Source organism: Microcoleus sp. FACHB-672 (genome assembly GCF_014695725.1).
Taxonomy (GTDB): domain Bacteria; phylum Cyanobacteriota; class Cyanobacteriia; order Cyanobacteriales; family Oscillatoriaceae; genus FACHB-68.
On the sequence record NZ_JACJOU010000020.1, the window covers coordinates 85,611 to 108,473 of the forward strand.

The following is a 22,863-nucleotide window of genomic DNA, read 5'->3' on the forward strand; positions in this document are numbered from 1 at the left end:
AAAGTAGTAGCTGCTTGGGCGGGGGGGCACGGCTGTTGTGACGGTTTGGATAGATGTGATTTATGGGCGGTTGCGAGCGAGTGAAGGGGTAAGGGAGAAGTGCTTTAACTGGTAGAATTTGATAAGTCGAAGGTAATCGCCTTAGTGAAAGCGGGTGAGCCTATAATTTTCGTGTCGTTACGGATACATAAACAATTGGCTAGAAAACTGAGTTACAGTCAAGTTCAAAAAATAAAAATATAACTAGAACCTACTTGTAAATAGTTCCTAGTTATATTTTTAAAGAGCCATAATATTAACTATGACTCATACATAGTCAATAAAGGATTAGCCTGGTAACAATGGTGGAATCTTCTCAGACGGTTCCATTTCCTGGTGTTTAGCCTGTAAAATTTTACTGACTTTGTGAATATTTTCGACCAGATGCAAAGGCTTTACTGCGTAGCTTGGTGGGAAATAACAAGCACAAGTCAGTTTTACGGCTTCTACAGGATGAATATTAGAAAATCGGATTAGATTACCTGCAAAACGGCTAATTGCTCCATAATCAATCAGAGGTCGTGTATCGTAGTAGTCACGAATCAAAGCCTTGTCTGGAAGATTATTGCTCTCTTTAATCTCTCGAGATTTCAATCCTTGAATACATTCATTAAGCGCATCGTGAGTCTGCGAGTAAATCTTTCTTGATGCACGATTCGCTACTTGCCACTCCTTAACTGCTGCCATAAGTTCTGGGCGTAGTTCGTCTTTTAAGATATTTCTTGCTGTTAAGCGCTGTTCATGGATTTCACGCAACTGCTCAAACTCTTTTGAATTAAAAACTGGGTGCCAGCCAGTTTTTTGATGTATGAACAATCGCATTCCTAAATCACGGATTAGTCCAAATGCACGCTTGGCTTGAACGTTGGCTTCAGCATCTTGTGCCCACCAAGCAAAATATTCCACTAAGGCAGAGCAAAACCTGTCTTCAAGAATATCTCGCCCTTGTGGATCGGTGTACCCCAACAGCGTCAAAGTCTTGCCCGCAAAAAGCTTTAGGGGTTCTGGTAGCTGATTGCTCAATGGGTCAGCTTTGCGAACTTTGTTAACCCAATCCCAAATAGAGCTAGGATGCTTTCCCACAAAACGAGCTAGGCCACGTTGGGACATTCCAGAGCGACCCGTTGACTTTACTGTGAAATATTCGCCACCATCCTCAATACTACAAAGTAGATGCTTAGAGAAATCCTTGGGTTTAGAATTGTGTGATTTTGTCATTTGTCTACCTATTGACTAATTTTGCATTGTGTGGCTATTGGAAAAGGTGACAAATGCGCCAATTCTGATGTATAATCATAGGCACAATAAGCAATCTAAAGTTTTGCATCCCAGGAAGTAGGAAACCTGTAGATACTGACTTTAGCCTTTCAATTTAGCCACGCAGAATGGTTAATCGTGGGGGAGGTGGGATTTGCACCCACAAAACCTAGGTCAAGGCCGCTGGATTAGGAGTCCAGTGCGTTTGCGTTCCGCCACACCCCCAAAAGAACAAACCAAACTCAAAGCGGCAAAGCTGTTTTAATGAGCATCTTTGCCGTTTTGAGTTTGGTTTGGAGCGAACACCTCATCTAATTTCGCCACAAGCCTCTTATAACTACTTCCAGCCAAAAGCTTTTGTTCGATTTTAGCCAACTGACTGTTTAGATTGGCTATTTCTTCCTTAAGAAGAACATTTTCTTCTTTAATGACGATATAGTTTTGCTTGAGTTCGGCCACTTCTGTAATTAACCGAACAATTGCTACTTCTATGCCTTCGGCATCATCATTTTCATAATCAGAATCATCTATGTCTTTGCCCTTGAGTTCATACGTCGCACTTGGTTGTAAAGAATTTGATTGTTTTTGATTTTCTTCAGTCTCTGAAAGTTGAGAGTCAATTTTATTGTTATCAACCTCGATTAATTCATTTTCTACATCATCAATTGCCCAATTTTCATACTCGCTACTACTATTACTTTGCTTTTTCTCCTTGCGTCTGGCCTGGTAACTGTCATAGCTATAGCCTTTCATAGCCATTATTTTTTGGACGTCCGCCAAAGTTACCCAGTTCGCTAAAAAATATAAATCTGCCCCTTGAGGGCCGACAAACTTACGTCGCTCTATTAATGCTCTATCTATTTGCCCGTATTCAGGATCGCTCATTCGACGGAGGCGAGTTGAGGTGGCTGCGTTTGATAAGCCCATCACGCGCATCATCTCAACCACTGTAACACCGAGACCAACTGCTGGGTCGGTGTTTTTGCCGATATATTCTAAAGCCACCAGATCGCACTGATCGCGCGTACTGAGGTGCGGCAAGTTTCTTCTGGCTAGGCTGGAGTCAGTGCTGCTAGCTTGATCAGCGTTTGATTGTTCGCTAGAATATGACATAGAAAATTTAGCTCCTAAGTTTCAACAGGGGAGTAAAGCTGCCTCTAATTCTGGCTAATTGAAGATTGTTGCCTGGTAAGCGTTAAATCTTTCAAAAAGAACAGAGGCATACTAAAAGATGAAGGCAACCATGCTTTGAGGAAAGCTGGTTGCTTCATTTTTGTTTTAACATATCTTTCCGCGCCTTGCAAGTAGGCTTAGAAAAAAAGAACAAAATATCAACCACAAACCTTTTAGCAACAAAAAAGCTTATAAGCTCTAAGCTGAAGTTTCGTCTAGAACATTCCCGGAAAGGCTCGTGCAGTCTTTTCTTGGGCGATTTTGAGGAGGGCGGCTACTGGATATCTTGCGGGAGGAGTCACTTCAAAAGCTTACGGGAGAAAAGCTTTGGTTAATCCCACACAGAAATAGGGTAAGAGTGAGTTCCCCCTCAAATAATCGAGGAAATCTTAAGTATATGGGTAAGCCTTCCCGGTAAAAATCGCTCAATCAATTACAGGGTAAACCTTTCATGAGTTAGGAGGCTATTCATTGAGCGGAACTTCAGCTTAGAGCTTATAAGCTTTTTTGTTGTTACACGCCTAGCTCTATACAACAAGGTTACGACAACAAAAAACATGGGCAAAGCAGTAAGAGAGCAGAACAGCAAGAGTTAAAGCCAGTTCAGCTAGAATTATCTCTGTCGGAATAGGAGATCTGCCTAAGATTTAATTGATTGCCTACTCTCCTAAATATATTAGATAAATTTATTAATACTGAAATACTGATAAGCTATAAATATTTTTGATGATTAGCGCCGCAGACAACACCTCTGACACAACCCATCGACCCAAAGCGCCAGTCCCTTAAACCGCGCCCCACCCTGAGGACGCTCCGAGAGCAACCGTAACCCATGCTTTTTGCACCCCTGTCTTTGCTGAAACTGCAACTCAATCTTGTGACACGGTGACATCATAAAACAAACATTTATTTGCTCAATCTTTAAAAAGTTGCAAAACTAAAGTTTCTAATGAAGCACAAATAATTTGTCCTAATTTTAGGAATGTACACTTAATTTGTAAATATACATTGGCATATTTACAAACTCTAATTCTTCAAGCTTTGTAGTGATTATGTTTAAAATAATTAAGTTTTGCGCTCATTAATTTCGGAAGTGGTAAAATATTTTGTTAATCTACATTAAAGCTAAAACTTACAAATTGACTCAGGTTGAACCGGGCAAGCTTGTTCAGAAACTCGGTTTTGCCGCAGATTAACCGTTGTTAGTTTCGTTAAAGATTTCAAAGCACTAATATTTTTAACTTGATTGGAATTCAAATTAAGTTCAGTTAAATTCGTCAGAAATTGCAGAGCCTCGATTTCTCTAATTTTATTGACGCTAAGAAAAAGGATCGTTAAGTTACTCAATTCTTGCAAAGCGCTAATATCTCTGATTTGATTGCCGCTAACAAAAAGAGCGGTTAAGTTTTCTAGCGGCTTCAGCGGACTGAGATCCTTAATTTGATTGCCGGTGAGATAGAGTCCTGTTAAATTTGTCAAAAATTGTAAGGAACTGATATCAGAAATTTGATTAAAATCTAGAGATAGTGTCGTTAACTTAGTCAACGATTTCAGCAACGTAATATCTGAGATTTGATTATGACTCAGAGAAAGATAAGTGAGATTGGTTAAAGGTTGCAGGGGCGTGAGATCGGAAATTTGATTTTCGTAAAGGTCTAGATGAGTGAGATTGGTTAAAGATTGCAGAGGTGTAAGATCGGAAATTTGATTATAGCTGAGATATAGATTCGTTAAATTAGTCAGCGATTGCAAGGGGCTAAGATTAGAAATTTGCTGACCTTTAAGGATAAGAATAGTCTGTCTTGAAAGTTGCTTGTTTGCCACATCACAATCAGAAGTGCCGGCTTCTTTTAATAGCACCTCAACCGTATGTTTTACATCAGCCGAAAGATTAGCTTGATTGAAGCACCAATCAGCAAACGTTTTAAACATCGTTGCCGGCACCGGCTGACCGATAGACGCCGGCACCCTGTAAACTTCTAAAGAGAGTGTTAGAGCAATACTCACAGAAACGAGTGCTTGAAAGATTTTTGCGCGAGCCGAGTTATTTTTGCCTAAAATTTTCAGTAACATTCTCTTCCATCACGCAGGAGTCACGACCAGGTTATGACAATCGAACAACTATTCACCGGCGCTAATTTATTCGTCTTACCCTTTTGGACATTAATGATTTTATTGCCCAACTGGGGGATCACCCGAAAGATTATGCAATCCCTAATACCTTTTGTGATCTTAGCCGCGCTGTACTTATTTTTGCTCAGCGGCACCATCACATCTGAATCTGCTCAAGCATTATCCAATCCAAAATTAGCAGATATCGCCCGCTTCTTCGCTGAAGAAAGAGCCGCAGCAACCGGCTGGGTACATTTTCTAGTAATGGATCTATTTGTAGGTCGTTGGATCTACCTAGAAGGACAACGCACCGGCACCTGGACAATTCATTCTATCGCCCTCTGCTTGTTTGCCGGCCCGTTAGGCTTGCTCTCCCATATTCTCACCGCTTGGGTAAGTCAGAAATTCTTCCCACAACCTCAAACAGAACCAACACCAACAACACCCTAACCCTATTTTCCAGCATTCACAAAAACCGCACTCAATTCTTGGCAGGTTGGGTTGACGCAGGGAACCCCTAACAAAAACATCCGAACCTAGGTGAATACAGATAAACCATCTGCGTTCATCTGCGTCCATCTGCGGTTAAAAAAAACCTAATTCGCAGCCAAACAGCTTACAAAATTTTAGCTGTAGAACTCACCGGCTCAAACTTCAACGGTGAATATTTTTCCGGTTTCCCAGAAATATGAAAACTCACCGCCGGCTCATCACCGAAAGCTTCAACACAATGAATAACATTAGACGTAAAACACAGAATATCCCCACCCTCCAAAATGCGTTCACCAACCCGTTGAACTCGATTTGGAAATTCAGCCTCGCCGGTTCTTTGCCAAAACGTATTTTTCTCCTGACCACTAATTAGCGCCACCATTGCCCAAGTCCCATGATGGTGAATCGCCGAAACTTTTCCAGGCAGCCAAGATACAATTTGCACACATAGGGGAAAATTTGGCTCCTCGTAAAGCTTTAAAACCGACCATCCCGTTTCCGGGGAAGGTTCAAGATAAGTACATTGCAGCCAATAGGAACTCGTGAGCAACCGGCGCACCAATGGGCGAATTGCTTGGAGACGCCGGCGATCTTCTTGTACCTCCAACAGAATATCTTCCACCTCTGTCAGAAACCGATAGAGCCGGTAAGTGTTGGTTGGCCACTCACTCTCGCTCAGCAACACACAAGCTTGACACTGCCCGCTATCGGTGACTAACCAATCATGACTTTCCATAAAAAGGCAAAACTTAAAAATATCGGTGCAACAAATATTACTGAACCGAATCGCTCAATCAGCTTTAACTGCATCACAAGCTAAGCTAAAGTTACGACGCAACACGGGAATAACAGGTGAAATCGTGGCAGTTGAATACGATTTAGTCATCATCGGCGGTGGATCTGGGGGTTTAGTCGTCGCTAGTGCGGCAGCGCAACTGAAAGCAAAAGTAGTCTTGGTAGAACGGGATCGCTTGGGAGGGGACTGTCTTTGGGTGGGTTGCGTACCCAGCAAATCCCTGATTCACGCCTCTCGTATCGCCTATGAAGTCAAAAATGCTGAGCGTTTTGGCATTTCCTACCAAGATCCCCAAATTGATTTTGCCAAAGCCAATCGGCACGTTCAGCACGTCATCTCCACCATTGAACCCAATGACTCATCGGCACGATTTGAAAGCTTAGGCGTTGAAGTCATCTTTGGAGCGGGCCAATTCCTTGACGGGCAGACTTTTGAGGTAAATGGCCGAAAACTCCGCGCCAGAGCATTTGTGATTGCCACCGGCTCAAAACCGGCACTTCTCCCTGTACCGGGACTGCAACAAGCCGGTTATTTAACCAACGAGCAAGTTTTCTCTGTGCAACAGCGTCCAGAATCCCTTGCCGTCATCGGTGGGGGGCCAATTGGCTGCGAATTGGGTCAAGCATTCTCCCGCTTAGGTTCGCAGGTGACGCTGATCGCCAGCAAAGATCGCATTTTACCCAAAGAAGACCCGGAAGCTGCGGCTGCGGTGCAAGCCCAGTTTGAATCTGAAGGCATTCGAGTGCTAACGAACACACGAGTAGATCGGGTGGAAGTGCTGGAGGGTGAAAAAGTTCTGTGGATGGGAAACCAGAAAATTGTCGCGGCTGAAATTTTGGTGGCTGCCGGTCGAGTTGCGAATGTAGAATCTCTGAATTTGGAAGCTGCCGGTGTGGAAGCCGGTAAACAGGGAATTCAGGTAAACGGCAAACTGCAAACAACCAATCCCCGCATTTATGCCTGTGGGGATGTGATCGGCGGCTACCAATTTACCCACGTTGCCAGCTATGAAGCCAGTGTGGTGCTGAAAAATGCTTTATTCTTTCCCCTAACTAAAGCGAATTATCGGGTGATTCCCTGGGCAACCTTTACCGATCCTGAACTTGCTAGGGTCGGATTGACAGAGGAAGCAGCGAGAAACCGTTACGGGGATCGCATTCTGGTACTTAAACAGGAATTTGCCTCTGTAGATCGCGCTCAAGCAGAAGCAGCGACAGGTGGATTTGCTAAAATTATTACTAAAGGTAACGGAGAAATTCTCGGCGCTCATATCGTTGGCCCTTCTGCCGGCGAGTTAATTCACGAGGTCGTTTTGGCGATGTCCAACCGGCTCAAGGTATCGGCCCTCACGGGCATGATTCACATCTACCCCACCCTGGCAGAAGTTAACAGTAAAGCGGCTTTGCAGCTCACCAAGCAAAAATATGCCAAAAATAGCCGGTTGCAGAGCATTCTAGAGAAGTTCTTCCAATTGCGCCGATCCTTCTAAGCAGACCGAGCAAAAACGCGTTTCTCCTTTTTTGTCTGCTACTCTTTCACGCTTCAATTTTTTTACGCTCGTGCTGCTGTACTGCCTGGTCACTAGCCACCTATCTCATCCATTCGTTCCGATTAGTGATCTATATCACATACTTTCCATACTTATATCACCCTTCCTCAATAACTAGAATCACTCTTCCGGTAGATGATTGTCACATAATTTTAATGAATCGGTCACTGTCGGTGGGAAAAAATGCCCCATACTAGAAATATGAAGATTTGTTTATGGCACCCAACAGTCCTAGGAGGGACTTGCCATGCTCTCAAGACCCAGTTTCGATGATCGAACTCTGGCTGAATCCTTTTACCAAGCGTTACTACATCGCTTCTGTGATTCTTTTGATGGTTCCACCCGCAGCCTGTTAGATAATTGCACCTTTGGTATTGCCCCCAGTCAAACTGGCGTGAAAACCTTTTTCATTTTGGCTCCTTCCCTAGACGCGGCAAAGCAACTAGCCGAAAGCATCGGCAGCATCATCACTCAAGTAACCAACCTGATGCCTGGAGTCGCCCAGACAGGTATCTGCGTGGCCCCGCCTGAAATAGCAGAGGATTCTACCAATCCAGAAGACTTAGGACAATTTCCACCTAAGTTTATGATGGGTAAAATTTTCTCCCACCCATCCGAGGTTGGAAGTGCAAATTAGCAAATATTTTGTTTGGCCGGGCTACATCTAATTTGACCTGCTGTGCTAGAGCCTGCTTCTGTGGGCTTTTTTAATGGGGATCACGCTGTGGCAAGGGAAGGGCTATGATGTTTCTGCCGGCAGCCTAGTTTGCCTTCCGATCAAGCTCAACGCTCCCCAAACAAATTGTTAAGTTTTTTTGCACTTGACGCCTAAAAAACTAACCACTGGTAGCGAACAACTTATATTATTTCTGCGGGAGTCGCTCCATCCACTGGGAGTTCGGGTGTCCCAGCCACAAAAGCCAAAAAAAGCTTGACAAAAGCGACTATTAGCTTATTCAATTTGAGTTTTGGATGCGGCTTTGTGTGATCGGCAATACAGCCGGCTAGATCGAAGCATTCCAAAGCGGTCAGTTTGGCCGGTAAAAACTTTTCCTTAAATTAAAGATATCTGACATAAATTGCTAGGGGACTTTTTTTTGTTCAAGCAACTGTGTTAGAAAAGTGTGAGTGGGATTGATACTAAGTTGTTTCCTCAGTTAGGATTAGCCAGATAAGGATGAAAATCATTCGCCAAAGTTTCAAAATAAAATTATGCGAGCGTAACTTAGTATCAGGCTTTTATGGTTAGCCAACCCTCAGACGCAGACTTTCGGGTTACAGTCACTAACGAAATTCCCTTGGTTCAGCTGCCTGCTCGCCTCAGCGTGCTAGAAGCAGTCGCCTTTAAGCAAACCTGCCAACAGCTTTGCCAGCAAAGCCCCATTCCCAGCAAAATCATCCTTGATTTTAGCCAAACCCACTTTATGGACAGCAGTGGGGTAGGGGCTTTGGTCAATAATGTGCGAATCACCCAACAGCAGGGAATTGAATTGGTGCTGCAAACTGTCCAGCCCCAAGTCATGGCAGTCCTGTCCATAACTGGACTCGATCAAGTTTTAAAAATTGAACCCGCAACGGAAACAACGGCGACAACCAATAGCGCCCGTCGCGTCCAAAATCAGCTACCGACGACCCATCCCTCGGTACGATCATGGGTCAAACGCTTGATAGACGTGGTGGGGGCTTTGGTAGGTTTGGTTCTGACGGCAATTTTGCTGATCCCCATTGGGATTGCCATCAAACTGGACGATCCTGGCCCGATTTTCTTCAGTCAAATCCGCTGCGGTTGGATGGGCCGGCGGTTTCGGTTGTGGAAACTGCGCTCCATGTGCGTCAATGCAGAAGCGCTGAAGTCACAAGTCGCCAACCAAGTAGAAGGCCCATTATTTAAAAACGACAACGATCCCCGGATCACGCGAGTAGGCCGGTTTCTGCGGCGAACCAGTTTGGATGAGTTGCCGCAGTTTTGGAACGTGCTCAGAGGGGAAATGAGTTTAGTTGGCACCCGCCCCCCGACCCCAGATGAAGTAGAGCGTTACGAAGTGCCAGAATGGCAGCGCTTAGATGTCAAACCCGGCATGACCGGCGAATGGCAAGTAAAGGGCCGGTCTCGCATCAGCAAATTTGAGGACGTGATCCGCCTGGATTTGCAATATCAAAAGAATTGGAGCCTTATATATGACTTAAAATTAATTATCCAAACTGTTCTGGTCCTGTTTAATAAAAACAGCGGTGCGATGTGAGGGAAGATTTCTGAATTAAGAATTGAGAATTCTTTATTCTTCCTTCTTCATTCTTCATTCTTCATTCTTCATTGAGAAGATGGTGTTAGACAACCTTGGCAGCTGGTGGAAATCCCACCTGAGAAAAAAACCAGAGAAACAAGAACAACCCCTCAAACAAGCGCAGCTTTCCGTATTGACGGAACTGAATTCTCTAGCCGAAGTTTTGCAATGGTTTGAGCAGTTTAAGCTGGCGCTGCTACCCTGTAACGTTTGGTGGCAATGCCAAACAGCCCTTGCAGAAGGCTTGACGAACGCGGTGCGCCATGCCCACCGAAACTTGCCTCAGACGACCCCAATTGAGATTGAGGTCAAACTTTTTCCACACAGAATGGAAATGCGAATTTGGGATCAAGGTCAACCGTTCGACCTAGAAAAAAGGTTGCACGAAAACCTAGCGCTCTTTCGCCCTGGCGATCCCGACCCGCATGGCAATGGATTGATCTTTATGTACAAGCTAATGGATGAGCTTTCGTATACGCGAACACCAGACGAGCGCAATTGTTTGCTGATGCAAAAGAACATTAGCAAATAATCAAATTTTTTAATGTTGGTTGTGTCAATTGCGCTTTTTTACCAGCCCGTTTAAAATCAACCCCTAGGGGGATTGCCTCGATGAGCCACGTCTATTTAGATGTATAGGAGTAGCTTATGCATTCAGAATCTTGGCTTGAGGCAAATCGTCTGATGGTTAACTCCCTCGCAAGTGGTCGTATCGCAATGATCAAGGCACCATTGCCTGATAACGAAGCCAAGAGGATTGAAGCGCTACGGAAGTATCAGGTACTTGATACATTACCTGAACAGGCATTTGACGATCTGGTGCGTCTCGCTGCAAAAATTTGTGAAACTCCCATCGCCCTGATTAGCTTAATCGATACCGACCGGCAGTGGTTCAAGTCGAAAGTGGGATGGGCAGGACGGACTTCAAAACGGGATGTGGCGTTCTGTGCCCATGCAATTTTGTCCGATCAAGTGTTTACGGTCAGCGACACTTTGCAAGATCCCCGTTTTGTTGCCAATCCCTTAGTGATTAGTCCTCCTTATATTCGGTCTTATGCCGGTGCCCAGCTAGTAACCCCCGATGGTTTTACCTTGGGCACCTTATGCGTTATGGATTATGTGCCGCGAGAGTTGAGCGAGGCGCAGCTAGACATTCTAGCGACTCTGTCGCGTCAGGTAATGGCGCTGATGGAGAAAGGCCGGCAACTGCGGCAAATGGAAACAACCCAAGCTCATCTCCACAATTTTCTCGACAGAGCCAATGTTTTGATCCAGAGCATTCGAGTTTCTGATGGGCATTTTCTGTCTGTTAATCAAACATGGCGGCAAACGTTGGGCTATAGCGACGAGGAAGCGGCCCAACTATCGCTTTGGGATATTTTACATCCAGAAAGCCGTCAGCCTTGGTTGCTGGAAAAACTGCGCCACGGAGAATCGCTCGAATCAGTCGAGATGATTTTTGTCAGCAAGCAGGGGGAGCCGGTGTGGGTGGAAGGAAATATCAGCTGCCGGTGGGAAAATGGTCAACCTGCCGTCACGCGAGGGATTTTCCGAAATATCACCGCTCGGAAATACCGGCAAATTTTTGAAAATACCGCTCAAGGGCTGTTTCAAGTGACCCTAGACGGACATTATCGCACCGCTAACTCGGCCTTGGCTCGCATTTACGGTTATGATTCCCCAGAGCAATTTCTCGAGAGGGTAGGAAATATCAATCAACTTTATGTTAATCCCATCCACTGGGCTGAGTGCGTGCGCTACTTAGAAACTCAAGGCCAGGTGCAGCATAAGACGGAGGCTGAGGTCTGTAAACGGGATGGAGCGGTCATCTGGATTTCCGAAACGATCCGGCTGCTGCGAGATACCCAAGGCCGGCCTGTGGCTGTGGAAGGGTTTGTGCAGGATATCACCAGTCTCAAGCAGTCAGAGGCGACGTTGCAGATGGCGAGGGACTTGCTCCAAGTTGTGCTGGATGCAGTGCCCGGTACAGTTTCTTTAATTAGTTCCAATTTTCGCTATCTGGGAGTGAACCGGCATTTGGCCAGCATTCTCAACTTGTCTCAAGACGCGTTAGTTGGTCAAGAAGTCGGCTTTCGTCAAGATAAGTTTGGTAAATTTGTCCGCAGTTTTTTTGCTAACCGGACGAGCGAAGACTCCATAGAAATAGAGGGTCCGCCAGTCGATGGCATTCCCCGCAGTCTGGTGGTGATTGCCAAAAAGTGGAAGTGGCTGGGAGATGAAGCGGCTGTTTTTGTCGGAATCGATATTACTAAGCGCAAGCAAGCCGAGGCAGCGTTGCGGGCGGAATTGGCAGAAGCGGCTGAGTATGTGAAATCGCTCCTCCCCTCTGCGGTTAATGAGCCGTTAAGCATCGACTCGAAGTTTATTAGCTCGCAACAATTGGGTGGCGATTGCTTTGATTATTACTGGCTCGATCAAGACCATTTAGCGATTTATTTGCTGGATGTTTCCGGGCATGGTTTAGGGCCGGCACTGCTATCAGTTTCTGTTCTAAATGTTTTGCGTTCGCGCTCTCTTAATACAAATTTTTATCAACCGAATGCGGTCTTAGATGCGCTGAATGAGGCGTTTCAGATGGAAAAGCAACGAAATATGTACTTTACCATCTGGTATGGAGTCTATAACCGAGTCACGCGCAAACTCGTCTATGCTAGTGCCGGCCACCCGCCGGCAGTCTTATTATCAAATATAAATACCCCTTCCCCCCAAGTTCAACATCTAAGAACCCCAGGAGGGTTGCCCATTGGAATGTTTCCTAACGTCAAATATGCAAACGCTGAGTGTCAGGTTGAACCTTGCAGCACGTTGTACATTTACAGTGATGGAATTTACGAAATTAAGCAACCTGATGGGACGATTTGGAGCTTCGATCATTTCATTGAGTGGTTGGCCGAGTCCAGACGACCGGACACCCTCAGCCTTCAACATATCTTAGACGACCTACGGGCATTGGGCAGCAAAGATACCTTTGAAGATGATGTATCTCTTTTACAAGTGACTTTTGATTAAATTTAAACCCTCAAGCGGCAACGCTCCAAGAGCTTTAATCTTCATGGCGGCTATTATTTTTTATTAAAAATTATAGGGGCGAAATTAAAAATCGCCCCGACTGGCTAGAAAAATTGACTGAAACTTCAGTGATGCCGGCGTAAAATAAAAACCAAAGGCTCCAAAACCGCCAGTCTTTGATTAAACAGTATTGCCTATCGAGCGACAATTTAATCAAACAATCAACGTGATGAGTCGGATGAGACTAAAGAGTTGCTAAATTCCTCACGATTGGCAAAAATATCAAGGAATCTATCAACACTAGCTAGCTCAAATAACATTCTCACCTGATGGTTAACGGAGCAGACAGCTAGTTTGCTTTTAGCAGCTTGAACCGTTTTAAAAGCAGATACTAAAACTCTTAAGCCTGAGCTATCCATAAAGGTTACATCCTTTAAATCAACCAACACAATATCAGCGCCGGCTTCAATGATCTCGCTAATTTCTTGCTCAAATTGATTGGCTTTCGTGCTATCTAAAATTCCGGAAGGTTGAACAACTTTAACTGTAAGGCTCATGTTTTTTAAGGCATCCTTCATTTCACAGGTAGACACAGCGGCAATTCTGTATCTGATTTCGCAACTAGCGTAGCTGTACCAAAAACCGACGTACAAAAGAAACGATTTGTTCAGAGCCAGCTCATTTATAGCGTCTCCTACAAACTGCCTATTTGTCTAGTGGGTGCCAAAACAGTTATGGCACAGGAGTTACAAGGATTTGAAAATCTCTAATTTTGCTCCAAATATATGGCAATTTGGCAGCCGGTGCCACTCCCGCACCTCCACACCGGCACCCCCTCAACACCGGCTAGTTTGCTAAGCTAAACTTGCACTTTGTCAATCGATATCCCAAATATGCATCGGCTATTAACTGGCCCATTGCGGGTAGAAAATTTAACCGTTGCGATCCCCAACCTGCCGGCGCACCTCCAAGGGACAAAGCTCGCGCAGTTGTCGGACTTCCACTACGATGGAGGCAGGCTGTCTGACTCCCTTTTAGAAGAAGCCCTCGCCGTTACCAATCAGGCAGAACCCGATCTCATCCTGCTCACTGGCGACTATGTAACGAAAAAGCCAGAACCCATTCACCAGCTCGTGCTGTACCTTAAACATCTGCAAAGCCGCGCCGGCATTTATGCGATTTTAGGCAACCACGACCTCAAATACCCGCACTCGAAAACCGAAATTACCCAAGCTTTAACTCAAATCGATATTGGCGTATTGTGGAATGAAATTGTCTATCCCTTCGGGCCAGAATTAGCCCTGGTGGGGCTAGCCGATTTTTGGTCGGGCGAGTTCAATCCTAAGCCGGTGTTTAGCCTGCTAGATCAAACGACCCCCCGAATCGTATTATCTCACAATCCGGATACTGCCCTGCCCCTGCAAAAGTGGCGAGTGGATTTGCAACTGTCTGGGCACACCCACGGTGGCCAAATTGTCTTACCCAAAATCGGGCCGGTGGCGGCATTTCTCAAACCAATGCGGTGCGCTACTCCCAAACCCCTACGGCGCTGGGTTCCTTATATGTCTGGAAACTGTTACAAAGTGGTTGAGCATTGGGAATGGGCAGCGGGATTGTACCAGTTAGGAAATAACCAGCTTTATGTCAATCGAGGACTGGGGACGTACCGCCCTGGTCGCCTATTTTGTCCCCCAGAAGTTACCCTAATTACGCTGATAAATTCTCAATCTTGTAGTGTAGAGGAATTTCAGCAAAAAGCTGTTTTAGGAAAACTGATCTAACAGATTAATATTCATAAACACCCATATCAGGAGCTTTGCCTTTATAGGGCAAGCCAACTTCTATGCCGGCATCTACCACCGGACTTTTTGCACTCTTCGGTTTATAGTATTGCTCTCGATTTTTCCCAGAACCGATTAATTCGGGATCGACTTCAATATTATTCTCAAAATTTGTATTAACCGTTTTACCCTTTTCTTCTTTAAATGTCTTCTCTACTTGATAAAAACAGTTAAAAGCAATAGCAGTGTCGCGTATTTTATTGGGCGCATTATAAGCTAAAATTGCAGTTTTGACATCAATAAAAATATTATTTTTGATCTCAACTTTACGAATCTCTCCTGTCCCCACCGGCTTCAGTTTTACTCCAAATTCTAGGTTTTCACAAAGGTTGTTATAAAACTTGATATCTGAAAAATCTGCCGAATCATCAGATTGAACAAATGCCAGCGCATTTGTATTCGTTCCGCCCCGAACAATATTATGATGAATGAGAATATTAGAGAGGGGTTCACCTCCCCACATGGCAAACGCACCAAAACTTCCAGGATTTTCAAAATAATTGTTATAAAATTCACTATCTGAAACGGTTGCTTCTATGCCTTGAAGGTATTGCTCATCCGACCGTTTGACAATAATTTCGCAATCATGAACTGTAACGCTTCGGGTTCCTTTACCTTTGTCCCCACCCACGAGAGAAAACCACTGGTTAGACTTCACATTATAAATTTCACAATCATCGAACAGTCGCCACAGTTCCAAAGCACTATCTGCTTTCCAAAGGGGATCTGAATCGGGAACCGCGAGTTCACAATTATAAATTTTGATTCCTTTAAACCAGCCCCAAGCGAAAAACTTGATGCCATAGCCTCGATCCTCTTGAATTTTGATATCGTGAATCTTTGCTTCTTTTAAGCCGCCAATGTGGAGACAGCCAGAACTCCATTTATCCAAATCTTTAGAACAATTTTTAAAGTTACAGTTATCAACTTCAATCCCATTAAGATAAGTTGCTGGAGGTGTCGTTCTAGAAGAAGTCCACTCAGCAATAATCTGCAAGCCGGTAAAATCAATTTCCTCAAAATCTACGCCCCGAATAATCACATTATGCCGGCCTCGAACAAAAATACCCCCCTTCAAGTTGCGATTTTGCCCCTCAATTTTGAAATTACTCAAAATTTGATTGCCCTCCACCACTGGCGCGGATTCAAGTTGAAGTAAAAAATCATCAATTCCACTTTTAATTACAGTTTTATCGGCTCCTTCCCCTTCAATACTAATTCCGGGGGGAACAATGGAGGGGACAGTCTCTGTAAAAATGCCTTGATTTAAATGAATAGTGTGTGCTTGCGCCGTAGGGACATTCTTGACGGCATGAGCAAGCGTTTTCCACGGCTTACGCTTCGATCCATCCCCTTGATTATCGCTGCCGGCAGGATCGACATAATAGGTTTTTGCGGTGGCGGCAAGATTTGTAGCAGCTACAACTAACAAAGCTGCCCCAAATGCCAGTGCCGCCCTTCGAGTTAATGTACGTCTCAACATTTCCCCTTTTTTCTGTGAAGCGAACAATTACTATCTTACTCGGCAGCTTTCCTGCCGGCTTCCCCAACAGATGCAGCGAGTGTTCAAAGGATACCTCAAACTGCCTTATCTATTCGGTAACGCCGACCCATAAAATAGTAGTTCGGCAGTTGTAAATACAGGGAATCCCAATCTGTGAAGCTATTTGTTTACCACACCCCTGAACTGACGCCAACCGACAGCCAGCCAGACTGTGCGATTGCCGTCGATGTTCTCCGCGCTACCACTACAATAGCAACCGCACTGAATGCCGGCGCGGAAGCCGTGCAAGTCTTCAGCGATATGGAAAAACTGATGCAAGTCAGTGAAGAGTGGCCCGCAGAGAAACGTCTTCGCGCCGGCGAACGAGGCGGTTCCAAAGTAGCCGGCTGCGACTTGGGCAACTCTCCCCTCGACTGCACCCCAGAACGGATGCAAGGACGCCGGTTATTCATCAGTACCACCAATGGCACCCGTGCACTACAGCGCGTGCAAGACGCCTCCATGGTTTTGGCAGCTGCCTTTATCAACCGGCAGGCAGTGGTGAACTATCTGATATCCCAGAAGCCAGAAACCGTTTGGATAGTCGGTTCAGGTTGGGAAGGCAGTTTCTCTCTCGAAGATACCGCTTGCGCCGGCGCACTCGCTGACAGCCTCTTAACCGGCATTGGTGGCACTTTGAGCGCTTTTGCCGGCAACGATGAAACCGTTGCCGCCATCGCCCTTTACCGGCAATGGCAAGACCAACTATTAGAACTCATGCACCACGCCAGCCACGGCCAACGCCTCCTGCGTCTCGACTGCCACGAAGACTTAAAATATTGCGTACAAACGGATATTTTAGACGTGCTGCCGATTCAGCGAGAACCGGGCGTTTTGGTTAAGCACGGATAATGTGTTGAGGCGATCCCCCACCCCTTAAAAGTGGTGGGGCAGAGAAAATTCAAGGCTTTCTGATCAATTAATCATTTACATTTAACAATTTTTCGCTCAAACAAGCCACGATGCGGCCTGCGGCACCGGGTTCGCCCATGCGCCGCAACCCATTGTCCGCAATCAGTTGCAGCCGGTCTGGATCGCGCAGTAGCTGCCGTAATACTATAGCCACTTCGGTTGGCCGATCGAGCAAAATCAAGGATGGCCCCAGCAACCGGCTTTGAGCTTCGGCGAAAGCCGGCGTGAACTGAGGGCCAACCCCAGGAAATGCGAAGGCCGGCTTTCCCAACCCCACATACTGTTCGGTTGCAGTGCCGGCCATTGCAATCGCTAAATCTGACGGTTGCAAGCACTCAACAAAGGCGTTTTGGCTCAAAATCAGGGTTGCATTTCCTTGAGTAAACGTCACAGCAGCAGAATCAGAAATTGGGGGAAAAATCGCTGGTTTATCCGGCTTTCCCGCTTGCCAGTGATAACCTTCTAATTTTTCGCAGAAGATATCTAAGCTTAAACCAGGCGAGATCGCAGCCAAAAACACCGGCGCTCTCTCGACAAAGGTTTGGCACAACTGCGCTACAGCTTGCAAAATTTTCTGCCAGTTATCATAAGCTTCGGGTGATCTAGAACCGGGCAGGAGGGTGACAATCAGGGGACGCCGAGTTTCTTTCAATTCCGCATCTGGATCATAAAAGAGTGCCGGTGGGTGATTAGGTTCTAATTCGTCCATCATGGGATTTCCCAGATCAAACGCGGGAATCGAAAACTTTTGTAACGTCTTGGCGGTGAGCGGATCTCTGGGAAAAACAGCTTTGCAGCGCCGATGACGCATTAGCCAGCGTTCCCAAGGTAGGTAAACTGACCCAGACCAACTCTCCAGATCCTCAAACCACGAACGGTTCGGCAGCAAGCCGGCTTCATCGCGCAGATAATATTCTGATTTGGCAGTGCCCACAAACGCATAATTTGCCCCACTCCACCAGGCAAATAATAAGGGCACAATATCCCCTACGGCTAAGATCGATCCGCCCTGTTGTGCCCAAGCTCGCACCGCTTGTAACTGATTCCACGTCAGATCCAGTAAGCCTCCTTGCACATCCCGCCACAACTGCCGGCTATCCATATAAATAAAGCCACCAGAGGGCATTTTCTTCACCGGGGCGATCATCGGTACGCCCTCTAACTCGGCGTAGGCTCGCCCTTCACCGACAAGGGGAAGGACTGCTAATTCCGGGGGATTTGGCTGCTGCTGTAGTTCCCGCAAAATGCGAACCGCGATCGCATCCTCCCCATGACCATTGCTGAGGCAAAGTAGCTTCAATTTCCCATCTCCCTTGAAACCCCCCCTATATATCAGGATTAGCTGCCGGTGGCAAGCCAAAGGAACAGGGGGGTAGTGGTCAACTTCGGTTTCATCATTCACCGCCGTCAGAGTTACACTCCGCAAAACTGGCTCATTTTTCCGCAAGGTTCGTTTAACCCTACAAAAGTTTCGGGGATTACCACCTTTTTAATCTTTTTTTCCTAGTCCTGGTCAAAAGAATTGATTATAATAAGAAAAGAACGTAAGGGGCCGTAATGGTTTCGACAGGCGAGCGAAAGCTACTTTGTGATTCAGGCCGAGAGTGAGTCGCCTCTCGTAAATCCTAGGCTCAAAAAAAAAGTAAATGCGAACAACATCGTTCCTTTTGCTCGTAAGACAGCCACTGTTGCTGCCTAATAAAAACCTCATTTAGGTTCGAGCGTCTGTAGTTCGACTCCGTTAAGGATTGCAGACAAAACCCCAACGGATGCTCTAGTAAGTGTTCTCTGGGTGGCTTACTAGCTAAGATTTAACCAGTGCATCCTGTCATCCGGGATAATGGATGGTTCCCGCCCTGAGGGTCAGATGGGCTAAGCCTGTGAATGAGCGGAGAGTCAATACCTTGTTTGGACAGCAGTTCAATTCTGCTCGGCTCCATTTAATTAAAAGCTAGATATATTTAAAGCAAAGCCACCTAAGATTTTAAAGTCTGGGTGGTTTTTAGTTTTTCGGGTGCCAGTGTTTTTCGCTACCGTAAATGCCGATTAATTGAGAATAATCCAAGAAAACCAAGTTCTATTTCCCAAGCCGCCACAACCCTCGCACTGGATCTGTTTCCAATGACTGAGTTGCGTTCTGGCTCTAAATATGTATACTTCTGTGAAGTTTAAAAAATACATTTGTTATTGAGCGAGGAGTCTGGATGTATATCGTACAAATCGCTTCCGAGTGCGCCCCCGTCATCAAAGCTGGAGGCTTGGGTGATGTGGTTTACGGACTCAGCAGGGATTTAGAAAGTCGCGGTCATACGGTAGAGTTGATTCTGCCGAAATACGATTGTATGCGCTATGACCATATTTGGGGACTTCATGATGCCTATAAAGATTTATGGGTGCCCTGGTATGGCGGTGCGATCCACTGTTCCGTTTATTGCGGCTGGGTGTACGGGCGACTGTGTTTCTTCATTGAACCGCACTCACCAGATAACTTCTTCAACCGGCACTGTTACTACGGCTGCGATGACGACAATATGCGTTTTGCATTCTTCAGCAAAGCTGCCCTAGAATTTTTGCACAAGAGTAACAAGCGTCCCGATGTCATCCACTGCCATGACTGGCAAACCGGCTTAGTTCCCGTCATGTTATTTGAGAATTATAAATATGACATGGGATTGCAACGGGTTTGCTACACCATCCATAACTTCAAACATCAAGGAATGGGCGGTTCAGAGGTTCTGTGGGCAACAGGACTCAACCAAGAAGCTTACTTTTTCCAGTATGATCGCCTGCGGGATAACTTCAATCCCTTTGCGTTGAACTTCATGAAAGGGGGCATTGTTTACTCGAATTACGTCACAACAGTTTCACCCCATCACGCTTGGGAAGCCTGTTATACTCCGATTGGATACGGACTCGGGCACACTTTACATACGCACCAAAGTAAATTCCGAGGCGTCCTCAACGGCATTGATTATGAGGTGTGGAATCCAGAAAGGGATCGCTACATTCCCCATTCCTACACAAAAGAAAAATTAGAAGGAAAAGCGAAAAATAAGCAAGCCTTACGCGAACGATTGCTGCTGCGCGATGTCGATAAACCCCTCATTTGCTTTATTGGCCGGCTCGACGATCAAAAAGGCGTTCACCTCGTCCATCACGCGATTTACTACGCTCTCGAAAAAGGAGCGCAGTTTGTGCTATTGGGTTCAGCAACCGAAGCGGGAATTAACAACCACTTCTGGCATGAAAAAGAAGTCTTAAACGATAACCCCGATGTTCATTTAGAACTGGGATTTAATGAAGAATTATCTCACCTTATTTATGCAGGTTCAGACATGATTGTTGTGCCCAGTAATTACGAACCTTGCGGATTAACACAAATGATTGGCTTTAGATATGGAACTGTGCCAATTGTGCGGGGAGTTGGCGGTCTAGTCAATACCGTTTTTGACCGAGACTACGACGAAAACCATTTGCCCGAACAACGCAACGGTTATGTCTTTTATGACACCGACTTTCACGCTCTGGAATCTACGATAGATCGAGCAATTGGGTTGTGGTATAACTCTCCCGAAGAATTCCGCCAACTCGCCATTCAGGGGATGAACTACGACTACTCATGGAACTATCCAGGTAAAGATTACTTGGAAATTTACGAGTCGATTCGACATAAGTAAAGTCAAAAAAAGGGGCGAACAAAATATCGCCCCTACCAATCAATGCAATTCAGTATTAGATGTCAAACAGGGCTTTAAATATCCAGATCCATCAGGTTAAGTTTTGGCCCATAGGTTTCAATGAATTCGCGGCGAGGGGCAACGCGATCACCCATTAAAACAGTAAAGACCCGATCTGCTTCAGCAGCGTCTTCAATCTCCACGCGTTTGAGGGTGCGGCTTTCTGGGTTCATCGTGGTTCGCCACAACTGTTCCGGCATCATTTCACCCAAACCTTTGAACCGCTGGATGGTGTAGTTGGCATTGGCGGGGAATTCGCGCTGGACTAAGCTGGCGAGTTCGCGCTCACTGTAGCAGTAATAATGATTGCGTCCCCGCTCAACTTTATAGAGGGGAGGGCAGGCAATATATATGTAGCCTTGATCGACAAGCGAACGTTGATAGCGATAGAAGAAGGTTAGCAACAGGGTGCGGATGTGTGCCCCATCAACGTCTGCATCTGTCATGATCACGATGCGGTGATAGCGCAGTCCGGTAGCATCGAATTCTTCACCTTTTACCCCTAAGCCAAGAGCTGTAATTAAGGCTTGAATTTCGGTATTTTTGTAGATTTTTGCGTCGTCAGTTTTCTCAATATTGAGGATTTTACCACGCAAGGGAAGAATGGCTTGGGTGCGGCGATCTCGTCCTTGTTTGGCACTGCCACCGGCACTATCCCCTTCTACGATAAAAATTTCAGATTCTGAGGGGTCTCTTGTGCTGCAATCTGCTAATTTTCCAGGTAAAGGCGAAGATTCTAAAACCGATTTTCGCCTGACCAAATCGCGGGCGCGGCGGGCAGCTTCTGCGGCTTTAAATGCCTGGATGGCTTTTTCTAAAATGGCGTCTGCAACGTTGGGGCGGAATTCTAAATATTCGGTGAGAACTTCTCCCACCAAAGAATCAACAATTCCCCGCACTTCGGTGTTGCCTAATTTTGTTTTCGTTTGCCCTTCAAATTCGGGGTCGGGTACTTTGACGGAAATAACGCCGGTTAAGCCTTCTCGCACGTTTTCTCCGCCGAGGTTGGCTTCGTTTTCTTTGATTTTGTTGCGCTTACGGGCGATCGCATTCATCGTGCGCGTTAGCACGGCTTTCAAGCCTTCTAAGTGGGTGCCACCATCAATGGTTCGGATATTATTAGCAAAGCCTAATAAGTTATCGCTGTAGGCATCAACACACCATTGCAAGGCGACTTCTACGTGAACGTTATTGCGTTCTCCCTGGACGAAGATAACTTCTTCGTGCAAGGGTTGCTTGTCGTGGTTCATGTAGGAAATGTATTCGCGGATGCCGCCTTCATAGCAGTAGGTTTCTACTCGCTGTTCGCCATTTTTTTGCAGTTCCAGCCGATTGTCGGTGAAGGTCATTTTGACCCCGGCATTCAAGTAAGCCAATTCCCGCAAGCGCCCGGATAGGGTAGTGTAGTCAAATTCGATGCCGGTGGTGAAGATTTGACTATCGGGTTTGAAGGAAACGGAGGTGCCGGTGCGATTTTCTTTGCCGGGTTTGGATTCAAGTTCGCCGGCAGCAACGCCCCTTTCATAGCGCTGCTTAAATTCTTTTTTCTCCCTCCAAACGGTTACTTCTACCCACTCAGATAAGGCGTTGACAACAGACACACCAACCCCGTGCAAGCCGCCTGAAACTTTGTAGCCGCCGCCGCCAAACTTACCGCCGGCATGAAGTACCGTCATCACGGTTTCTAGGGCTGATTTGCCGGTTTTGGAATGGGTATCTGTGGGAATGCCCCGCCCATCGTCTGTGACGGTGACGGAACCATCAGCATTGAGGTCAACCTCGATATGAGTGCAGTGGCCAGCTAGCGCCTCATCGATGGAATTGTCCACAACCTCGTAAACTAGATGGTGGAGTCCTCGCGGGCCGGTGGTGCCGATGTACATCCCCGGTCGTTTGCGGACGGCTTCAAGACCTTCCAAAACTTGAATCTGATCAGCGCTGTAACTGCTGGTCATACCAAAATAGCTCCTATAATGGGTGTGAAGCCCACGGCGACTTCAAAAAGACAAAATCTAACAAAATTCTAGCACAAAAGGGTTATAGGCGACGCTAGGCCAATTTCCTGAGAAGTTTATGTAGGGGATGCACCTGTTGATT

At 46.0% G+C, this 22,863-nt stretch carries 17 protein-coding genes, 1 tRNA gene and 1 other RNA gene; 10 read left to right on the forward strand and 9 right to left on the reverse strand.

What is annotated here, in order from left to right:
• Window positions 1–327: 327 nt before the first annotated feature.
• The 4 genes from H6F56_RS16400 to H6F56_RS16415 form a co-directional block, all read right to left on the reverse strand.
• On the reverse strand, window positions 328–1,257 hold the full coding sequence (locus tag H6F56_RS16400) for a hypothetical protein (RefSeq protein WP_190670096.1): 930 nt from the start codon (window positions 1,255–1,257) through the stop codon (window positions 328–330).
• Window positions 1,258–1,435: 178 nt separating this feature from the next.
• Window positions 1,436–1,521 (reverse strand) — tRNA-Arg (locus tag H6F56_RS16405).
• A gap of 36 nt (window positions 1,522–1,557) precedes the next feature.
• Window positions 1,558–2,409, reverse strand: a complete 852-nt coding sequence (locus tag H6F56_RS16410; RefSeq protein ID WP_190670098.1) for a hypothetical protein — start codon at window positions 2,407–2,409, stop codon at window positions 1,558–1,560.
• Window positions 2,410–3,594: 1,185 nt separating this feature from the next.
• Window positions 3,595–4,542, reverse strand: coding sequence for a leucine-rich repeat domain-containing protein (locus tag H6F56_RS16415; RefSeq protein ID WP_242032048.1), 948 nt, complete (start codon window positions 4,540–4,542; stop codon window positions 3,595–3,597).
• A gap of 33 nt (window positions 4,543–4,575) precedes the next feature.
• Here H6F56_RS16415 and H6F56_RS16420 point away from each other — a divergent pair, with 33 nt between their 5' ends.
• Window positions 4,576–5,031: an ABA4-like family protein gene (locus tag H6F56_RS16420; protein ID WP_190670100.1), complete on the forward strand. Its 456-nt coding sequence runs from the start codon at window positions 4,576–4,578 to the stop codon at window positions 5,029–5,031.
• A gap of 166 nt (window positions 5,032–5,197) precedes the next feature.
• On the opposite strand, the gene H6F56_RS16425 is transcribed toward H6F56_RS16420, so the two are convergent.
• Window positions 5,198–5,809 (reverse strand): cupin, encoded by a 612-nt coding sequence (locus H6F56_RS16425; RefSeq protein WP_190670102.1) that lies wholly within the window; start codon window positions 5,807–5,809, stop codon window positions 5,198–5,200.
• A 124-nt stretch (window positions 5,810–5,933) separates the two neighbouring features.
• Here H6F56_RS16425 and H6F56_RS16430 point away from each other — a divergent pair, with 124 nt between their 5' ends.
• The 5 genes from H6F56_RS16430 to H6F56_RS16450 all read left to right on the forward strand — a co-directional run bounded on the left by H6F56_RS16430 (window position 5,934) and on the right by H6F56_RS16450 (window position 12,733).
• Window positions 5,934–7,358, forward strand: coding sequence for a dihydrolipoyl dehydrogenase family protein (locus tag H6F56_RS16430; protein ID WP_190670309.1), 1,425 nt, complete (start codon window positions 5,934–5,936; stop codon window positions 7,356–7,358).
• A gap of 307 nt (window positions 7,359–7,665) precedes the next feature.
• Window positions 7,666–8,055: a hypothetical protein gene (locus H6F56_RS16435; RefSeq protein WP_190670104.1), complete on the forward strand. Its 390-nt coding sequence runs from the start codon at window positions 7,666–7,668 to the stop codon at window positions 8,053–8,055.
• A gap of 604 nt (window positions 8,056–8,659) precedes the next feature.
• A complete protein-coding gene (locus H6F56_RS16440; protein ID WP_190670106.1) occupies window positions 8,660–9,661 on the forward strand; it encodes an anti-sigma factor antagonist in 1,002 nt (333 codons plus the stop codon).
• Between the two features lie 79 nt (window positions 9,662–9,740).
• Window positions 9,741–10,235 carry an ATP-binding protein gene (locus H6F56_RS16445; RefSeq protein ID WP_190670109.1) on the forward strand — a complete coding sequence of 165 codons (495 nt, stop codon included), beginning with the start codon at window positions 9,741–9,743 and terminating at the stop codon, window positions 10,233–10,235.
• Between the two features lie 116 nt (window positions 10,236–10,351).
• The gene (locus H6F56_RS16450; protein ID WP_242032049.1) at window positions 10,352–12,733 is read left to right on the forward strand and encodes a SpoIIE family protein phosphatase; all 2,382 of its coding nucleotides are present in this window, start codon (window positions 10,352–10,354) and stop codon (window positions 12,731–12,733) included.
• Window positions 12,734–12,954: 221 nt separating this feature from the next.
• On the opposite strand, the gene H6F56_RS16455 is transcribed toward H6F56_RS16450, so the two are convergent.
• Entirely contained in the window at window positions 12,955–13,290 is a 336-nt protein-coding gene (locus tag H6F56_RS16455) for an STAS domain-containing protein (protein ID WP_190670317.1), read from the reverse strand.
• Window positions 13,291–13,626: 336 nt separating this feature from the next.
• On the opposite strand from H6F56_RS16455, the gene H6F56_RS16460 reads away from it, so the two are divergent.
• A complete protein-coding gene (locus tag H6F56_RS16460; RefSeq protein ID WP_190670111.1) occupies window positions 13,627–14,514 on the forward strand; it encodes a metallophosphoesterase in 888 nt (295 codons plus the stop codon).
• A gap of 4 nt (window positions 14,515–14,518) precedes the next feature.
• Here H6F56_RS16460 and H6F56_RS16465 read toward each other — a convergent pair whose 3' ends face one another.
• Window positions 14,519–16,057: a right-handed parallel beta-helix repeat-containing protein gene (locus H6F56_RS16465; protein ID WP_190670113.1), complete on the reverse strand. Its 1,539-nt coding sequence runs from the start codon at window positions 16,055–16,057 to the stop codon at window positions 14,519–14,521.
• A gap of 174 nt (window positions 16,058–16,231) precedes the next feature.
• Here H6F56_RS16465 and H6F56_RS16470 point away from each other — a divergent pair, with 174 nt between their 5' ends.
• Window positions 16,232–16,969 carry a 2-phosphosulfolactate phosphatase family protein gene (locus H6F56_RS16470; RefSeq protein ID WP_190670115.1) on the forward strand — a complete coding sequence of 246 codons (738 nt, stop codon included), beginning with the start codon at window positions 16,232–16,234 and terminating at the stop codon, window positions 16,967–16,969.
• Between the two features lie 67 nt (window positions 16,970–17,036).
• On the opposite strand, the gene H6F56_RS16475 is transcribed toward H6F56_RS16470, so the two are convergent.
• A complete protein-coding gene (locus tag H6F56_RS16475) occupies window positions 17,037–18,329 on the reverse strand; it encodes a lipid-A-disaccharide synthase-related protein (protein ID WP_190670320.1) in 1,293 nt (430 codons plus the stop codon).
• A 248-nt stretch (window positions 18,330–18,577) separates the two neighbouring features.
• Here H6F56_RS16475 and ssrA point away from each other — a divergent pair.
• Together ssrA and glgA are read left to right on the forward strand one after the other, a co-directional pair.
• Window positions 18,578–18,971, forward strand: a transfer-messenger RNA (tmRNA) gene (gene ssrA / locus H6F56_RS16480).
• 262 nt (window positions 18,972–19,233) lie between these two features.
• Window positions 19,234–20,706 carry a glycogen synthase GlgA gene (gene glgA / locus H6F56_RS16485; protein ID WP_190670116.1) on the forward strand — a complete coding sequence of 491 codons (1,473 nt, stop codon included), beginning with the start codon at window positions 19,234–19,236 and terminating at the stop codon, window positions 20,704–20,706.
• 74 nt (window positions 20,707–20,780) lie between these two features.
• Here glgA and gyrB read toward each other — a convergent pair whose 3' ends face one another.
• Window positions 20,781–22,721: a DNA topoisomerase (ATP-hydrolyzing) subunit B gene (gyrB, locus tag H6F56_RS16490; protein WP_190670118.1), complete on the reverse strand. Its 1,941-nt coding sequence runs from the start codon at window positions 22,719–22,721 to the stop codon at window positions 20,781–20,783.
• Window positions 22,722–22,863: the final 142 nt, after the last annotated feature.

Bases quoted from the DNA above. Each gene is read 5' to 3' on its own strand.
- H6F56_RS16400 (WP_190670096.1), bottom strand. From the start codon at position 1,257: ATGACAAAATCACACAATTCTAAACCCAAGGATTTCTCTAAGCATCTA.
- H6F56_RS16410 (WP_190670098.1), bottom strand. From the start codon at position 2,409: ATGTCATATTCTAGCGAACAATCAAACGCTGATCAAGCTAGCAGCACT.
- H6F56_RS16415 (WP_242032048.1), bottom strand. From the start codon at position 4,542: ATGTTACTGAAAATTTTAGGCAAAAATAACTCGGCTCGCGCAAAAATC.
- H6F56_RS16420 (WP_190670100.1), top strand. From the start codon at position 4,576: ATGACAATCGAACAACTATTCACCGGCGCTAATTTATTCGTCTTACCC.
- H6F56_RS16425 (WP_190670102.1), bottom strand. From the start codon at position 5,809: ATGGAAAGTCATGATTGGTTAGTCACCGATAGCGGGCAGTGTCAAGCT.
- H6F56_RS16435 (WP_190670104.1), top strand. From the start codon at position 7,666: ATGCTCTCAAGACCCAGTTTCGATGATCGAACTCTGGCTGAATCCTTT.
- H6F56_RS16440 (WP_190670106.1), top strand. From the start codon at position 8,660: ATGGTTAGCCAACCCTCAGACGCAGACTTTCGGGTTACAGTCACTAAC.
- H6F56_RS16445 (WP_190670109.1), top strand. From the start codon at position 9,741: ATGGTGTTAGACAACCTTGGCAGCTGGTGGAAATCCCACCTGAGAAAA.
- H6F56_RS16450 (WP_242032049.1), top strand. From the start codon at position 10,352: ATGCATTCAGAATCTTGGCTTGAGGCAAATCGTCTGATGGTTAACTCC.
- H6F56_RS16455 (WP_190670317.1), bottom strand. From the start codon at position 13,290: ATGAGCCTTACAGTTAAAGTTGTTCAACCTTCCGGAATTTTAGATAGC.
- H6F56_RS16460 (WP_190670111.1), top strand. From the start codon at position 13,627: ATGCATCGGCTATTAACTGGCCCATTGCGGGTAGAAAATTTAACCGTT.
- H6F56_RS16465 (WP_190670113.1), bottom strand. From the start codon at position 16,057: ATGTTGAGACGTACATTAACTCGAAGGGCGGCACTGGCATTTGGGGCA.
- glgA (WP_190670116.1), top strand. From the start codon at position 19,234: ATGTATATCGTACAAATCGCTTCCGAGTGCGCCCCCGTCATCAAAGCT.
- gyrB (WP_190670118.1), bottom strand. From the start codon at position 22,721: ATGACCAGCAGTTACAGCGCTGATCAGATTCAAGTTTTGGAAGGTCTT.